The organism is Rheinheimera texasensis DSM 17496 (assembly GCF_000711985.1).
Classification (GTDB): domain Bacteria; phylum Pseudomonadota; class Gammaproteobacteria; order Enterobacterales; family Alteromonadaceae; genus Pararheinheimera; species Pararheinheimera texasensis.
This window is the reverse complement of sequence record NZ_JONU01000008.1, coordinates 327,728-343,842: the sequence shown is the minus strand read 5'-3', so window position 1 is coordinate 343,842 and position 16,115 is coordinate 327,728. Positions and strand designations below refer to the sequence as shown.

General features: G+C 52.2%; 13 protein-coding genes. 5 read left to right on the top strand and 8 right to left on the bottom strand.

The annotated features are described in order from the left end of the window. Window positions 1–70 precede the first annotated feature (70 nt). Complete coding sequence (locus Q399_RS0107480; protein ID WP_031567311.1) at window positions 71–541, bottom strand: hypothetical protein; 471 nt, start codon at window positions 539–541, stop codon at window positions 71–73. Window positions 542–677: 136 nt separating this feature from the next. Here Q399_RS0107480 and Q399_RS0107475 point away from each other — a divergent pair, with 136 nt between their 5' ends. Then, a complete protein-coding gene (locus Q399_RS0107475; RefSeq protein WP_031567309.1) occupies window positions 678–1,175 on the top strand; it encodes an RDD family protein in 498 nt (165 codons plus the stop codon). Window positions 1,176–1,181: 6 nt separating this feature from the next. Here the strand turns inward: Q399_RS0107475 and lptG are convergent, their stop codons facing one another. Both lptG and lptF read right to left on the bottom strand, forming a co-directional pair. Beyond that, on the bottom strand, window positions 1,182–2,249 hold the full coding sequence (gene lptG, locus Q399_RS0107470; protein ID WP_031567308.1) for an LPS export ABC transporter permease LptG: 1,068 nt from the start codon (window positions 2,247–2,249) through the stop codon (window positions 1,182–1,184). Next, complete coding sequence (lptF, locus tag Q399_RS0107465) at window positions 2,242–3,357, bottom strand: LPS export ABC transporter permease LptF (RefSeq protein ID WP_031567306.1); 1,116 nt, start codon at window positions 3,355–3,357, stop codon at window positions 2,242–2,244. The genes lptG and lptF overlap by 8 nt, the downstream gene beginning before the upstream one ends. 194 nt (window positions 3,358–3,551) lie before the next feature. Between lptF and pepA the strand changes: the two genes are divergently transcribed. The 4 genes from pepA to Q399_RS0107445 all read left to right on the top strand — a co-directional run bounded on the left by pepA (window position 3,552) and on the right by Q399_RS0107445 (window position 9,810). Next, entirely contained in the window at window positions 3,552–5,060 is a 1,509-nt protein-coding gene (gene pepA / locus Q399_RS0107460) for a leucyl aminopeptidase (protein WP_031567303.1), read from the top strand. Window positions 5,061–5,114: 54 nt separating this feature from the next. Continuing rightward, on the top strand, window positions 5,115–5,546 hold the full coding sequence (locus Q399_RS0107455) for a DNA polymerase III subunit chi (RefSeq protein WP_031567301.1): 432 nt from the start codon (window positions 5,115–5,117) through the stop codon (window positions 5,544–5,546). Between the two features lie 53 nt (window positions 5,547–5,599). Continuing rightward, complete coding sequence (locus Q399_RS0107450; protein ID WP_031567299.1) at window positions 5,600–8,464, top strand: valine--tRNA ligase; 2,865 nt, start codon at window positions 5,600–5,602, stop codon at window positions 8,462–8,464. A gap of 542 nt (window positions 8,465–9,006) precedes the next feature. Then, on the top strand, window positions 9,007–9,810 hold the full coding sequence (locus Q399_RS0107445) for a THxN family PEP-CTERM protein (protein WP_031567297.1): 804 nt from the start codon (window positions 9,007–9,009) through the stop codon (window positions 9,808–9,810). A gap of 108 nt (window positions 9,811–9,918) precedes the next feature. On the opposite strand, the gene Q399_RS0107440 is transcribed toward Q399_RS0107445, so the two are convergent. The 5 genes from Q399_RS0107440 to Q399_RS0107420 form a co-directional block, all read right to left on the bottom strand. Continuing rightward, window positions 9,919–10,752, bottom strand: a complete 834-nt coding sequence (locus Q399_RS0107440; protein WP_157836252.1) for a THxN family PEP-CTERM protein — start codon at window positions 10,750–10,752, stop codon at window positions 9,919–9,921. Between the two features lie 281 nt (window positions 10,753–11,033). After that, window positions 11,034–11,402: a ribonuclease E inhibitor RraB gene (gene rraB / locus Q399_RS0107435; protein WP_106388966.1), complete on the bottom strand. Its 369-nt coding sequence runs from the start codon at window positions 11,400–11,402 to the stop codon at window positions 11,034–11,036. A gap of 5 nt (window positions 11,403–11,407) precedes the next feature. Continuing rightward, window positions 11,408–12,154 (bottom strand): 1-acylglycerol-3-phosphate O-acyltransferase, encoded by a 747-nt coding sequence (locus tag Q399_RS0107430; RefSeq protein ID WP_031567290.1) that lies wholly within the window; start codon window positions 12,152–12,154, stop codon window positions 11,408–11,410. 231 nt (window positions 12,155–12,385) lie between these two features. After that, window positions 12,386–14,644 (bottom strand): DNA topoisomerase IV subunit A, encoded by a 2,259-nt coding sequence (gene parC / locus Q399_RS0107425; RefSeq protein WP_031567288.1) that lies wholly within the window; start codon window positions 14,642–14,644, stop codon window positions 12,386–12,388. Between the two features lie 23 nt (window positions 14,645–14,667). Then, entirely contained in the window at window positions 14,668–16,068 is a 1,401-nt protein-coding gene (locus Q399_RS0107420) for a tetratricopeptide repeat protein (RefSeq protein ID WP_031567286.1), read from the bottom strand. Window positions 16,069–16,115 lie beyond the last annotated feature (47 nt).

The following is a 16,115-nucleotide window of genomic DNA, read 5'->3' as shown; positions in this document are numbered from 1 at the left end:
CAATTTTACAGCAGTATTGAGTGCTGTAGACGCAGCGGATTCAAAATCCACTGTGTGTAAGACCAATGTGTCATTGATGGACAGCGCTAACCCGCTGCCAGTGTTCTTCAATCTGAATGCCATCTTCCAGGCCTTGGTGCAGCCATTTGTCGCCTTCGATCTGACACTGGAAATGGTAGGTTTTGCCCTGCAGCCGTGGCAATGAAGTGGCGTCGACCTGCTCGTGATAGCCCTTAGCATCGGAGCTGAACCTGCCGGAGGCAGCGACTTCAAACGTGCCGTCCGGATGCCAGGTAATAAAGCTGAAATGGTGGTCAGCTATCAGTTTGCGGCTTTTGGTTTGTTGGTCTTTGATTTCGCTGACCACTTTACCGTGTTGGTCACGGTAAATCGCTGATTGCAGCTCCCAGCTGCCCTGCAGGCTTTTGGTGTTGCAGGAACTTTCGGCGGCGGCATTGTGACTGAATATCAGCGCGCATAGACTGATGCCCAGTATTTGCAGGCTGGTTTGCTTATTGATTCGGCTAAACAGAACGGACATCGGTGCTTTCCCTTGAGGTTGACAGCGCTGTCAATTTGACTGAATTTCACAAAACAGGCAAGCGGGACGAGAGGCCAAAGCTGACGCCGGACAGACCATCATGCTAGACTGCCGCCGGTTCTGAACTGGAGTCTCTATGTATACTGAAGCCCCCCGTGCCAGCCTGCTGCGCCGTTTGTCTGCCATCATGTATGACCTTTTAGTCATTTGTGCGATCTGGATGTTTGCGATGGCGCTGGCACTTGGCGCCGTGACCTTATTAGCCAAAGCCGGTGTGATTTCGCTGCAGGGTTATCAGGACGAAGCGGAATATATTCAAAAACATGCGCTTTGGTTTCAGCTGTACAGCATCGCCTGCATACTGTGGTTTTATCTGTATTTCTGGGTCAAAGCCGGCCAGACACTCGGTATGCGTGCCTGGCGGATGTTGTTGTTAAGCGCGGATGGCAAGCCAGTGACATTACGTCAGGCCTTTGTTCGTCTGCTGACGTCATTAGGTGGCCTTGGTAATTTCTGGTTGTGGCTGCGCTGGGGCAAAGGCCTGGCGCTGCAAGACCAAATAGCCGGCACTATTGTGGTGGTCCTGACCAAGGAACAAAGCAGCGCGCTGAATTTACACCGTGATGCGCGGTAGGCTTTGCTACCCGCGCTTTTGCATCAGATAAACGGCCACGCCGATAAACAGTGCGCTTGGCGCAATGGCCCCTAACCAGGGTGGCAATTGATAGACCAGCGCGACCGGGCCAAACACTTCATTGGCCATATAAAAACCAAAACCAGTCAGAATACCCATCAGTACCCGGGCGGCCATCGTCACACTTCGCAGTGGGCCGAAAATAAACGATAACGCCAGCAGCAACATCGCCACTATCGTCAACGGCTGGGTGGCCTTGCGCCAATATGCCAGCTGATAGCGACTACTTTCCTGCTGATTCACCTGACGGTATTCGATGTATTCAGCCAGGCCCTTTAAACTCAGTAGTTCAGGTTTAATCGACATCACACCGAGTTTGTCCGGCGTTAAAGTCGAGCGCCAGCGCTGCTCAGGCCAATGGTGTTTTTCGATTTTTTCATCGCGAAAGGCCAACCGACTGACATCCTGCAACTGCCAGACGCCATTAAAAAAGCTGGCAGTACGCGCATGCACGATGGCCTGCAAGGCCAAATCCGGTGTGAATTCAAAAATGGTGATGTCTTTTAAATCACCGCCATCCGACACCTGCCGGATATTGACAAAATCGTCGCCGTCTTTGGCCCACACGCCTTGCTGCGCCGCTAATAAATCGCCACCGGAAATCGCTTTGGCTTTCAGTTCACGGGCAAATTTCTCCGCGGTCGGCGCGCCCCACTCAGCCACGGCCATTACCAGCACCATCATCAATAAGGCGGTTTTCATCACCGAGCTGATGATATTGAGCCGCGACAAGCCAGCCGCCTGCATCACCACCAGTTCGCTGTTACTGGCGAGCATACCAAGACCAATCAGCCCGCCAATCAGTGCAGCCATCGGGAAAAAGGTCACCAAATCACCGGGAATAGTAAACAGGCTGAACATCGCTGCCACTAACACTGTGTAGTCGCCACGGTCGGTCAGGCGAAGCTGGTCAATAAAGCGGAACATGCCGGATAACACCAAAAGCACTGTCAGGCTCAGTAAAGTGGTGGATAAAATGATCCGGCCAATATAGACATCAATAATTTTAAGCATGCTGACTCCGGCTCCGGCCATTCAGGCGCGCAGTGAAACGCTGATAGCCGGCGCGGTTTTGCAGTAACAAAAACACCCCAAGCGCCAACGCCAGACCGTGGATCCACCACATGCCAAGCGCCGCCGGAATTTTTTCGTTTTCAATCAGATTGCGGCAGACAATTAATAAAATGTAATAACCCAGAAATAACGCCAAGGCTGGCAATAACTTACCAAACTTACCCTGACGCGGATTGACCCGGCTGAGCGGTACCGCCAGCAGCATCAGAATGGGAATAGAAATCGGGATCGCCAGCCGCCAGTGCCACTCGGCTTTGGCTTCAGCACTGTCCACCGCCAGCAACTGGTCAGTCGGCAACGAACTCAGTTTGCGCCGGCGCTGCTCAACTTGTTGTTCCCGGATTTGAATGTCGTAACGGCCAAACTCCAGCACATCGAACTGTGGTGAATCAACAGAACCGGCATAGCGCCGGCCGTTGCTGAGCACCAGCCGCTGCGCGCCATTGCTGTCTTCAGCCACAGCACCGGTTTCGGCATATACCACCGAGCCACTTAAATTATCTTCACTGGCTGATTGCGCCAGAAACACCCGCGACAATTGGGTGCCATCGCGGTTCATGTCCTGTACAAACACCACGGCTTTTTCATTAGAAGTTTGCTGGAAGCGGCCGGGTAACAGCGTCGACAAACCGGAATCGGCATCGGCTTTGGCCATAATTTCGTATTCACGTTCGGCAGCCCATGGACTTAAGTACATCATCAGACCCGCTGCGGCCAGTCCCATCAGCAAGCTCAGGACCAGTGTCAGCCGGGTCACATACCATTCACTGATGCCGGTCGCGTGCAACACTGTCATTTCGCTTTCGGCGTAGATCCGGCTGTAAGCCACCAAAACGCCTAAAAATGCCGCTAATGGCAAGATCAATACGGCCAACTGCGGTAATTTCAAAGAAATCAGCGTGAGCACCAGCTGGCCCGGTAGTTCCCCTTCCGAGGCGTCCGCCAGTATTTTCACGAAGCGCTGGCTCAAGATGATGGTGATCAGGATCAGAAATACTGCGAGCTGAGATTTAAATACTTCACCAATCAAGTAGCGAAAAACAATCAAAAAAGCCCCCTAAAAACCAGTCTTTTTGCTGGCGCGCTGGCAATTTTTAAGTAAACTGGATATTTATAGCAATTATTATCAACGAAACTGCAGCGGATTCCGAGCTTTTTTATCGGCTCAGACCAGCTCTTTATCAAGCATAGCGCCCGGTCCGGCCCCCTGCTGCATTTTGCCTCTTAGAATCAGGAGTCCCCATGGAGTTCAGCGTTAAAAGCGGAAGTCCGGAAAAACAACGCAGTGCCTGCATTGTCGTTGGTGTCTACGAGCCACGCCGGCTGTCTGCGGTGGCCGAACAGCTGGACAAAATCAGCGAAGGTTATATTAGCAACCTGCTGCGTCGCGGCGATCTGGAAGGCAAACCCGGCCAGATGTTATTGCTGCACCATGTGCCGAATGTGCTGAGCGAACGTGTGCTGCTGGTTGGTTGCGGCAAAGAACGTGAACTCGACGAACGCCAATACCGTCAAATCATCGCCAAAACCATCAGCACGCTGAACGAAACCGGTTCGATGGAAGCTGTCTGTTTCTTGTCTGAACTACATGTCAAAGGCCGCGACACTTATTGGAAAGTGCGACATGCCGTTGAAACTACACAAGATTGCCTGTACGTCTTCGACAAACTAAAAAGCAAAAAAGATGAAACCCGCCGGCCGCTGCGCAAAATTGTCTTTAACGTGCCAACGCGGCGTGACCTGACTATCGGCGAAAAAGCCGTCGAGCATGGCCTGGCTGTCGCTGCCGGCATTAAACAATGTAAAGACGTCGGTAATATGCCACCGAATATCTGCACACCGCTGTGGCTGTCAGAACAGGCGCAAAAACTCACCGAGCTGTCCGACAAAGTCAAAGTTGACGTACTCGGTACCGCAGAAATGTCTGCGCTGGGCATGAACTCATACCTTGCCGTGGCACGTGGTTCAGAAAATCCGGCAGCGATGGCGGTCATTCATTATCAGGGCGCCGGCGATAACAGTGCGCCTGTGGTGCTGGTCGGCAAAGGCCTGACCTTTGACACCGGCGGCATCAGCATCAAGCCGTCTGATGCGATGGATGAAATGAAATACGACATGTGCGGAGCCGCCTCTGTGCTTGGCACTATGCAGGCAGCCGTTTCGCTCGGCTTGCCGCTCAATATCATCGGCGTGCTGGCTGCGGCGGAAAACATGCCAGACGGCAATGCCTACCGGCCGGGCGATATTCTGACGACGATGTCGGGCCAGACGGTTGAAGTGCTGAACACCGACGCCGAAGGCCGCTTAGTGCTGTGTGATGCACTGACTTATGTCGAACGCTTTGACCCGGACGTGGTGATTGATGTCGCGACTTTAACCGGCGCCTGTGTCATTGCGCTCGGTAAACACGCCTCTGGCCTGCTCAGTAACCACAATCCGCTGGCGCATGAAATTTTGAATGCGTCCGAGCAAAGTGGCGACCGCGCCTGGCGTTTACCGCTGTGGGATGATTATCAGGATCAGCTGGAAAGCCCGTTTGCCGATTTCAGCAACCTGGGTGGCCGCGCCGCCGGGACTATCACCGCCGCCTGTTTCCTGTCGCGTTTTACCCGCAAATATAACTGGGCGCACCTGGATATCGCCGGCACCGCCTGGCGCAGCGGTGGCAAAGACAAAGGCTCCACCGGCCGTCCGGTCGCGATGCTGACGCAGTTTTTAATCAACCGCGCCGGTCATCATCCGCAGGATTAACCCAAACAACAGGCCGGTGACAATCACTGGCCTGTTGTCAAAGAGTGCGAATTGATGCAAGTGCAATTTTATTTGCTGCAACAAGATGAGCTGGCCGGCATGCCGGCTCATTTTGCTTTGACCTGCCAGCTTTGTGCCGACTTGTTCCGCGCCAATCAGCGGGTCTTTGTTTACTGCCCAAATCAGCAAGACGCCGAGGCGGTCGATGAGGTATTATGGCAGTTTGACGCTGAACGCTTTGTGCCACACAACCTGGCCGGCGAAGGCCCCGCGCGCGGTGCGCCGGTTGAGATCAGCTGGCAAGGTCCAAGGACCAGCCGTCAGGTGCTGATTAACCTCACCGACACAGTGCCCGCTTTTGCCAACCGCTTCAGTCAAATCATCGAATTTGTGCCGGCAGCCGAACATGGCAAAGCTGCGGCGCGACAAAAATTTAAACATTACCGTCAGCTTGGGGTTGAGCCGCAAACGCGAACCCCCGAATAAACCCGAATCGTTGGTGAAACGGGTCTAGTTGCTGAGCAGATCAGGCAGAAATCATGGAAAAAACATTTAATCCGAGTCAAATCGAGCAGGCAATGTACAACGCCTGGGAAAGCAAAGGCTATTTTAAGCCGTCAGGTGATAACAGCAACGGCGCTTACTGCATCATGATCCCGCCGCCAAATGTCACCGGCAGCCTGCACATGGGCCACGCGTTCCAGCAAACCATTATGGACGCCCTGACCCGCTATAAACGCATGCAAGGCAAAAACACGCTGTGGCAGGTTGGTACCGACCACGCCGGTATCGCCACCCAAATGGTGGTAGAGCGCAAACTGGCCGCTGAAGGTAAACCAGACCGCCACGCCATGGGCCGTGATGCCTTCATCGAAAAAGTCTGGGAATGGAAAGCCGAGTCCGGCGGTACTATCACTTCGCAAATGCGCCGCCTCGGCAACTCCGTCGATTGGGACAAAGAACGTTTTACCATGGACGCAGGCCTGTCTAACGCCGTACAGGAAGTGTTTGTCCGCTTGTATGAAGACGACCTGATTTACCGCGGTAAACGCCTGGTGAACTGGGATCCGAAACTGCACACCGCGATTTCCGATTTAGAAGTCGAAAACAAAGAACAACGCGGCCGCTTCTGGCATCTGCGTTACCCGCTGGCCGATGGCGTGAAAACGCTGGATGGCAAAGATTATATCGTCGTTGCCACCACCCGGCCGGAAACGATGCTCGGCGACACCGCTGTTGCCGTCAATCCGGACGACGAACGTTATCAGTCGCTGATTGGCAAAGACATTCTGCTGCCACTGGTCAACCGTCGCATCACCATCATCGCTGATGAACATGCCGACAAAGACAAAGGCTCAGGCTGCGTGAAAATCACGCCAGCGCACGATTTCAACGACTACGAAGTTGGTAAACGTCACGGCCTCACCATGATCAACGTGATGACGCCGGATGCCACTATCCGCGCCACCGGCGAATGTTTCTTTACCAACGGCGAAGAAAATACCGCATTAGATGCACCAATCCCGGCCGAATACGCTGGTCTTGACCGTTTCGCTGCCCGTAAAGCTATTGTTGCGGCGTTAGATGCGCAAGGTTTACTGGATAAAGTTGAAGAGCTGACCAACACCCTGCCATATGGCGACCGTTCAGGCGTGGTGATTGAACCGATGCTGACCGACCAATGGTATGTGCGTGTGGCGCCTATGGCGAAAACGGCGATTGAAGCGGTCGAAAACGGCGACATTCAGTTTGTGCCCAAACAATACGAAAACATGTATTACAGCTGGATGCGGGACATTCAGGACTGGTGTATTTCCCGTCAGCTGTGGTGGGGCCACCGTATTCCGGCCTGGTACGCCGCGGATGGCAAAGTTTATGTCGGCCGTAATGAAGCCGAAGTACGCGCCAAACATGGCCTGGATGACAGCGTGTCGCTGCGCCAGGACAACGACGTGTTAGACACCTGGTTCTCGTCTGCACTGTGGACTTTCTCCACGCTGGGCTGGCCGGACAATACCGAAGATTTAAAAACCTTCCACCCGACTGACGTGCTGGTGACTGGTTTTGACATCATTTTCTTCTGGGTCGCCCGGATGATTATGATGACGATGCATTTCATCAAAGACGAAAACGGCAAGCCGCAGGTACCATTTAAGACGGTGTATGTGACAGGTCTTATCCGCGACGAAAACGGCGACAAAATGTCGAAATCCAAAGGCAACGTCATTGACCCGCTGGATATGATTGACGGCATCAGCCTCGAAGATTTGCTGGCAAAACGCACCAGCAACATGATGCAGCCGCAACTGGCCGAGAAAATCGGCAATCAGACGAAAAAACAATTCCCGGAAGGCATTGAAGCCACCGGCACTGACGCGCTGCGCTTTACCTTAGCGGCGCTGGCATCGACCGGCCGTGATATCAACTGGGATATGAAGCGCCTGGAAGGTTACCGCAACTTCGTTAACAAGCTGTGGAACGCCAGCCGTTACGTCACGATGATGACGGAAGACAAAGATACTGCTCTCAACGGTGGTGACATCGAACTGTCGCTGGCCGATCAGTGGATTTTAAGCCAGTATCAGGAAACGGTAGCGCAGTTCCGCCAGTACCTCGACAGCTACCGCTTTGATATGGCAGCCAATACGCTGTACGAATTCACCTGGAACCAGTTCTGTGACTGGTATCTGGAGCTGACGAAGCCTGTACTGTTTAAAGGCACTGAAGAGCAACAACGCGGCACCCGCCAGACGCTGGTGACAGTGTTGGAGTCGCTGTTACGCCTGATGCACCCAATCATGCCATTTATCACTGAAGAGATTTGGCAGCGGGTTGCGCCATTGGCAATCAAAGATTTCAGCGCCGGTGTCAGCATTATGAATCAGGCCTATCCGGCAGCTGACAGCGCTCTGGTGAACGCAGCAGCGCAAGCCGACATCGAATGGGTCAAAGGCTTTATTCTGGCCATTCGTAACATCCGCGGTGAAATGGATATTGCGCCAACCAAGCCACTGCCGGTGTTGCTGCGCAACTTATCTGCCGAAGACAGCCGTCGCTTAGAGCAAAACCGCGCCCTGCTGCTGAACTTAGCCAAACTGGACAGCATCACGGTGTTGACCGCGGCAGACACAGCACCCGCCAGCGCGACGCAGCTGTTAGGCGCGATGGACCTGTTAATTCCGATGGCAGGCCTCATCGACAAAGACGCTGAGCTGACGCGCATCGCCAAGCAACTGGAGAAGATGCAACAGGAAGTCAGCCGGGTTGCCGGCAAGCTTGCCAACGAAGGTTTTGTTGCTAAAGCACCGGAAGCTGTTCTGGCTAAAGAGCGTGAAAAGCTGGCCGACGCTGAAGCAGCAGTTGCCAAGTTACTGGTTCAACAGGCACAAATCGCTGCGCTGTAACGAGATTTCAACAGCTTGATCAAGGCGACCTGCGGGTCGCCTTTTTTGTCATAAATCTGCCATCAACTGCAGCTAGGCTGAGCATTCACGATTTGAGGATCAGCACAATGTCACCACAAAAAAAGCTCATGTTACGCCGTAACGCGCTGTTTCGGCTACAGTTGAGTCAATCGAAGCCTTGTTACCAATTTGGCCTGTGTCAGACTGATTCACAGAGCTGTTCACTTCCTTTAGACCTTCACCATGAACCAACCAACCATGACAACTCCGCGACAGCATACAGTCTGCAGATACAGCCTCAAGCTGAGCACTAACTGTTACAGGGATATTCACAGCGCTCAGCTGCTGTAAATAGTGTTAGTCAGCGATGAAGCCACCATTACATCCTTTAACAAATGTCCATTTTTTATACATAGACTTCATGAAAAACATCTAATAATCATATGTATTCAATGACTTAATGACTGGCTCAAAATTTGCTTATGCTTCAGCGGACATGTAGTAAGTCTAAAGGCTAAAACAACATTCTCATGGAGAGTCTTATGCGCAACTTAATCGCGGTTTCTGTACTGGCTGCCGCCGCAGTCCCAATGACGGCATCAGCCACACTGGTAACCCAATGGCAATATCTGGCAGCTTCTAACTGGTCTCAACCTGTTGTGTTTACCGCTTCAGGCAATGGCACAACTTCAGTGTCAAACGATGTGATCAGCTGGGGCGCCACTGGCGGAAATTACAAAGGCGCTGGCGCCAAAAACCGTAGCGCGCTGGAAATCGGTGGTATGGCAGCACCTGCGACTGCAAATACCAACGCGGCTCAGGCAGCGTTAACCAACTCAATCACCCACTACAACAACGTACTCAATGGCTACTCGACACTGACCAGTGCAGTGTTAACGACTTCCCTGACTTTACAGCCATGGGCGCCAGCTGTAGGTCCGCTGTTTCCACCCAAAGTACTGAACTTTGACATTCGTTTTAAAGAAACATCAAACACTGGTTCATCTGCAACTTGTGGTTTCAGCAGTGTTGGCGCCTGTGATGATATTTTTGTTATCGACAACCCGGCGAGTCTGGTCACTAATTTCGTTTATGACGGCTACAAGTACACCGTGAAGCTGATAGAGACCACACAGTCACTGACCGCCTTGACTGCCGCGGCTTGTGCTATTGCTAATGCACCTGTTGGCTGTGTGGGATTCCAAACTGTTGAAGGACAAAACACCACAGCGCAATTTGGTTTTACCATTGAAGGTGAGAAAATCACAGTTCCAGCACCAGCAACACTGGGTTTACTGGCCTTCTCGGTGTTAGCACTGCGTTTATCAGCTCGCCGCTCAAAGTAATCGGCTTGCAGACTCAAAGGCGCTTCGGCGCCTTTTTTTATGTGACGCCAAACATCTTTTGCCCATAAAAAAAGCCTGCATCAGCAGGCTTTTCTAACATCCATTCAATCATTTGCCGGCACGACGGCGGCCATACATGAATAATGATAATAAGCCAAGTCCTAACGCGGCAGTACCAGCTGGTTCTGAAACTTCAACCCCGTCGATCAGGAGGCCAAACTGAGCGTCAGTTGCAGCATTTTCGACGGTTTTAAAACCCAGACAACCAGGTAAGGCTCCGGCTTCAATACAGGCAGCAGGGCTTAAGCCTGTAAGGCTGGACGTAGTTTCAATAATAGACGTGGTGTACTTATAGCCATCGTAGGTAAATGAATTGACCAGGCTACCAATTTCGATGACGAAAATATCGTCGCAGTTTGAATCACTGTCGAAACCACAGTTCGCGTCATTGGGGGTTTCCGTAAACCGAATCGTGAAATCAAGTTCTTTCGCCGGCAGAGCTGGTCCTGATACAGGTAAAAATGGTTTTAATTTTAAAGTAGTTTTTAGAAGAGCTGTTTTCAGGCTCATTGTGCCGCCAGCCAGCACGTTGTTGAAGTGAGTAATGACGTTAGTCAGCACATAAGCCATACTGTTGGTGACCAGATCTGTTCCTGCTTTAGGGCTATTGCTAATCACCAAGGCGCTGCGATTTTTTGGGGCGGTATCATAACTGCCACCTTCCGCACCCCAGCTTAAGACTGAACTTGTGGTGCTGGTTAAGCCATCACCTGTCGCTTCGTATGTCGCACCGGTCCACTCAGATGCAACTTCGTATTCCCACTGTGTCACTAAACCAGCCTGAGCGAACTGCGGCAACATCATAGCGCAGGCCAGTGCTGTAGTTTTCAGTAATTTGTTCATATTCTTCTCCTTGAGAGCTGAGTGCAATACATTAGACATCAAGGTACGGCTTCGGTGTCCTGTTCAAAGATTAAGCATGAACCAGACCAACATTAAAGGTCTTTCTAATTCATATGTTTAAAATATATAGCAGCAGGCCCGTGTAAATTTTTCTGACGATACCAAGCAAACAGCAGGTGCTGATATCCAACAACCTGCCACCGATTGCGACTGTTGCCGGTTTTTGAACGCAAAACAACAACGTTTGGTGCTCATTTATCCAAGCCATGTTGTAGCTATAAAAAAAGAGCCCGCAGGCTCTTTTTTAGACTCAGAAGCGATTACTCCTCGTCATCCTCGTCAAATTCTTCGTCACCTTCAAAGTAGGTGCCCCAGCCGTCGTATTCGATGCCGAATTTCTGCGCCAGCTTTTCCAGTTTGATGGCATCTGCAGTGATCTCTGCAGCAATCAGCGACTGCTCGCGGATGGCGTCAAAAACCCAGGCACTACCGCCGTCTTCAAATTCGACTTCCTCAGCATCTGTTACTTCAAAGCCTAATTTAAACACTTCAACCGCCAGCTTCTCCAGCTGCGCAAAATCGGCGTGATAAAAATGGTGCTCAACTGTGTATTCCGCATCCGGATCACTGCCGTCTTCCAACAGTGCGTTAACAGTCTCTTCGGTAAATTCTTGCCAGTTTTCAGACATCTGGATCATCCTGTGACGGTTGTAGTCTGGGCAGTGTAATCGCTGCGTAACTCGCTATCAAGCTGAGCAATTTTACCTGCCATCATTTCACGTACCCGGGATGCCAGCTCGCGGACCGGCGCATGCAGCTCTGCCGGGCTTAACGGCGGCAGGAATTCGATAATAACTTTGCCATTGTTCCAACGGTTCAGTTTGATCTGCGACGAGGTGCTGCTCATACAGATCGGCACTATGCCAACTTGCGCCTGTTGCGCGATATGAAAGGCGCCGGTTTTAAACGGCAACAGCCCGCGACCGCGGCTGCGGGTGCCTTCCGGGAACACCCAGACGGATAACTGGTCACGGCTGATGCGCTCCACCGCCCCCTGCATAGTACCGACCGCTTTACTTTTATTGTTGCGGTCAATCAGGATATTGCCGAGGAACCAATACAGCTGCCCAAAGAACGGGATCCATTTCAGGCTTTTTTTACCGATAGTGACAGTACCCGGGATCAAAGCGCCACTGATGGTAAACAGGTCATAGTTATTCTGATGATTGGCCAGAAAGACACATGGCATAGCAGCATGCACTGCCGGGTGACGGCGGATCTCTACAGTTACACCCAATATCCGGCTGGCTTTACCATACCAGGCCGACACTACACCGACGTTTTCGCGGTGAAATGGCCGCACCAGACACAACAACAAACCAGCGACAGTCGTCAGCACAACAAAACCAGCCAGTAACAGAATTCGGATCAGAGCTAACACGGCACAACCTCATTTTTATCAGGCCGGCAGTATAAACTGTTTACAGCTGTACGCTGGTTTGATCTGTACTGAATGAGCGGATTGAAGCCTTTTTTATCACAACTACAGTGAGATCACTGCCAGCCTGGTGCACAACTGTGCACTGAAGTCCTGCGTTGCCATGATTCATCCGGCTACGGATTGCGCAAACAAAAGCCACCCGCAGGTGGCTTTTATCAACAACAAGCAAAGTTAGTCTCCGACTTCACCAACCAGCAGCTCATCAATCCGCTGCAGACCCCGCGGTAACTTGTTACCACGCCGGCCGCGTTCACCGACATAATGCGCTAAGTCAGAGGCCTTAATAGTCATCTTGCGCTTGCCTGCGACCAGCGTGATGCCGCTATCAGCCGGCACTACGGCGAGGATTTTTAAATATTCCTCCCGGCTGGCGGCCCGGGCTGAAGCGATACTCAAAATCTTATTGCCTTTACCTTTGGACAGCTGAGGCAACTCGGAGACCGGGAATACCAGCATCCGGCCTTCGTTGGAAATCGCAACCACTTGATCAGTAGTCGGATCTTTAATCACCTGTGGTGTCATGACCTTGGCAGCAGTCGGTAAACTCAGCAAGGCTTTACCGGCTTTATTGCGGCTGATCAGATCTTCAAAACTGGCGACAAAACCATAACCAGCGTCACTGGCAATGAGCAGCTGCACCTGATTATCAGCCATCAGCACATGCTCAAAGTTTTCACCGGCTACCAGCGCAAAGCGCGTAGTCAGCGGCTCGCCCTGGCCGCGGGCTGAAGGCAGGTCGTGCGCTTCAGCGGCAAAACTGCGGCCGCTGGAATCGATAAAAGCGGCGTACTGATTGCTACGGCCGCTGGCCGCTGATTTAAAGCCGTCGCCGGCTTTGTACTGCAGGCTGTTACCATCGACGTCATGGCCTTTAGCGCAGCGCACCCAGCCTTTTTCCGACAGGATCACCGTCACCGGCTCACTCGGCAGCAGTTCTTTTTCACTGAGCGCTTTTGCTTCTTCACGCTGCACTATCGGGCTACGGCGTTCATCGCCGTATTTCTTCGCATCGGCCTGTAACTCTGCGCGGATGAGTTTTGTTAGTTTGCTTTCGCTGCCAAGAATACCCTGCAAGTATTCGCGCTCTTTGTTCAGTTCGTCCTGCTCACCACGAATTTTCATTTCTTCCAGTTTGGCGAGGTGACGTAATTTCAGCTCGAGGATGGCTTCCGCCTGACGATCGGTCAGCAGAAAGCGCTCGATCAACACCGGCTTGGGTTCATCGTTTTCGCGGATGATTTTGATCACTTCGTCGATATTGAGGAACGCAATCAACAAAGCTTCCAGCACATGCAAGCGGTCCAGTACTTTGTCGAGCCGGTGCTGCAGGCGACGGCGCACTGTATCACGGCGGAATACCAGCCATTCACTGAGGATCTCCAGCAGGTTTTTCACCCGTGGCCGCTGATCCAGCCCAAGAATATTCAGGTTCACCCGATAGGATTTTTCCAAATCTGTGGTGGCGAACAAATGCTGCATCAACTGTTCAACATCAATGCGGTTGGAGCGCGGCACCACGACAATCCGGGTCGGGCTTTCATGGTCGGATTCGTCGCGTAAATCCGACACCATCGGCAGCTTTTTCGCATTCATCTGTGCGGCGATTTGCTCCAGCACTTTGGCACCGGAAGTCTGATGCGGCAAGGCGGTAATGACGATATCACCATCTTCGACCGTATAAATTGCCCGCATCCGCACGCTGCCACGGCCGGTTTCATAGATGGCCTGCAATTCATGCTGTGGCGTGATGATCTCCGCATCAGTCGGATAATCCGGCCCTTTGACATACTGCAGTAAATCCGGCACTGAAGCCTGCGGGTTATCCAATAAGTGGCAGGCAGCATCGGTAATTTCGCGCACATTATGCGGCGGAATGTCGGTCGCCATCCCGACGGCAATGCCGGTGACACCGTTCAGCAGAATATGTGGCAACCGCGCCGGAAGCACTTTCGGTTCGTCCAGCGTGCCGTCAAAGTTTGGGATCCAGTCAACTGTGCCCTGCCCCAGTTCGCTTAACAATAATTCGCTGAAGCGGGATAATTTGGCTTCGGTATAGCGCATCGCCGCGAAGGATTTCGGGTCATCCGGCGCGCCCCAGTTGCCCTGACCGTCCACCAGTGGATAACGATAAGAAAACGGCTGCGCCATCAGCACCATGGCTTCGTAACAGGCGCTGTCGCCGTGCGGGTGGAATTTACCTAACACATCACCGACGGTACGGGCCGATTTTTTATATTTGGCTACATGCGACAAACCCAATTCGGACATCGCATAAACAATACGCCGCTGTACCGGTTTTAACCCATCGCCAATGTGCGGCAGAGCGCGGTCCATAATCACGTACATCGAATAATTGAGATAGGCTTCTTCGGTGAAGTGCCGCATCGGGCGCTGTTCTATCCCGTCGGCACTGATGATGATATCCGTCATGCGTTACCCTTCTTCGCCAGCATTCAGCCTTGCGCTGTTGCTGCAGCACTCTGACGACGGCGTCGCCATTGCCATAATAATAAAATCAGCAGGATCAGGCTGGTACTGGCAAACAAGCCAATCCACAGCCACTGCATCTGTCGTTTGTGTTCGATTTCCAGCAGGCGCAGCGCCTGCAATTCGTTATCTTTTTGCAGCAGTTCGTTTTGTGCCTGTTGCCGCTCGGCATCAAAACTCAGCCGCAGTTTCTGCACCTGCAAATCCCGTTTGTCGTCCTGCAGGCTGACATAATTCTTGAAGAACTGGTCAAACAGGTTATAGGCCTTTTCAAAATCACCATTGTCGGCATACAGGCGGGCTTTGAGCCGGTCGAAATGCAGAGCGTAAAACTTATCCGAGACATTGCGCTGATTACCGAGTTGCTCCGCTGCTAAATCAACTTCCTGAAACGCCAGACTTGTCTGGCCCAGTGCCCGATAAATCAGTGCTTTTTCAAAATGGTGTTCGCTGAGCTGGTAAGTTGACTGCAAATGCGGCAGATAAGCGTCGGCCTGCTCCATGTATGCAACAGCTGCATCGTACTTTTTCATACCGCGACTGGTGGTCGCAAGGCCAAGATAGGCATAATACGTCTGGACCGGATCTTCCGCCTGCAAGCTTGCTTTGAGCATCTTATCGAAGATCTCCAGCGCCAGTTCTGGTTTGCTTTGATAGTGGTACGTCATCGCCAGGTTGTACCAGACCGAAATTTTACTTTTTTCCCAGCCCAGTTCGTCAAACAACCGGTACGATTCTTCCAAGAGCTTGCGCGCTTCTTCATCGCTCATCAGCATGGTGTACATCAGACCAAGCTCTGCATTGACGCTGGCCAGCGTCTCTTTGTCATTGAGCTTAACGGCGCGTTCATAGGCTAGTTTTAAGGTTTGCAGCGCTTCCTGATCCTGATTTTCTTCCGCCAGCATCGCCGCCAGATTCAGTTGCCCCTGGATCATCAGTTTTTCGTCTTTGAGCTCAGTCGCAAGCGCCATGCCTTTTTTATAATATTCATTGGCCTGGGCATATTCCCGGTGCATTTCCAGCGCATAACCCATGCTGTACAGCAATTCGATATGGGTTTTGCTGAGCTGGTCCGGCACCAGTGCCAGGCCCCGCTCCGCTGCAGCCAGCTGATCACGGTGGCGACCCAGCGCTTCATAAATCAACGACAGTTCACTGAGCCAGCTGGCTTGTTGCGCCAGACTCCAGTTGCCAAAATCAGCCTCGTGGCTTTTTGCCAGTTGCAGCATGGCTTCCGGCCGGATGTTTTTTTGCTGCTGAATTTGTACCAACCATTCCGGCTGCGCCGTTTGCGTCTGATCGGCTGCATGAACTGCCGCAGCACTGAGCCACAAGGTGGTGAATAAAAACACTGCACAGATTTTCATAGTAATAATAATTCATCCAAAGTGCATAAATCCGCAGCCCAGAGTAT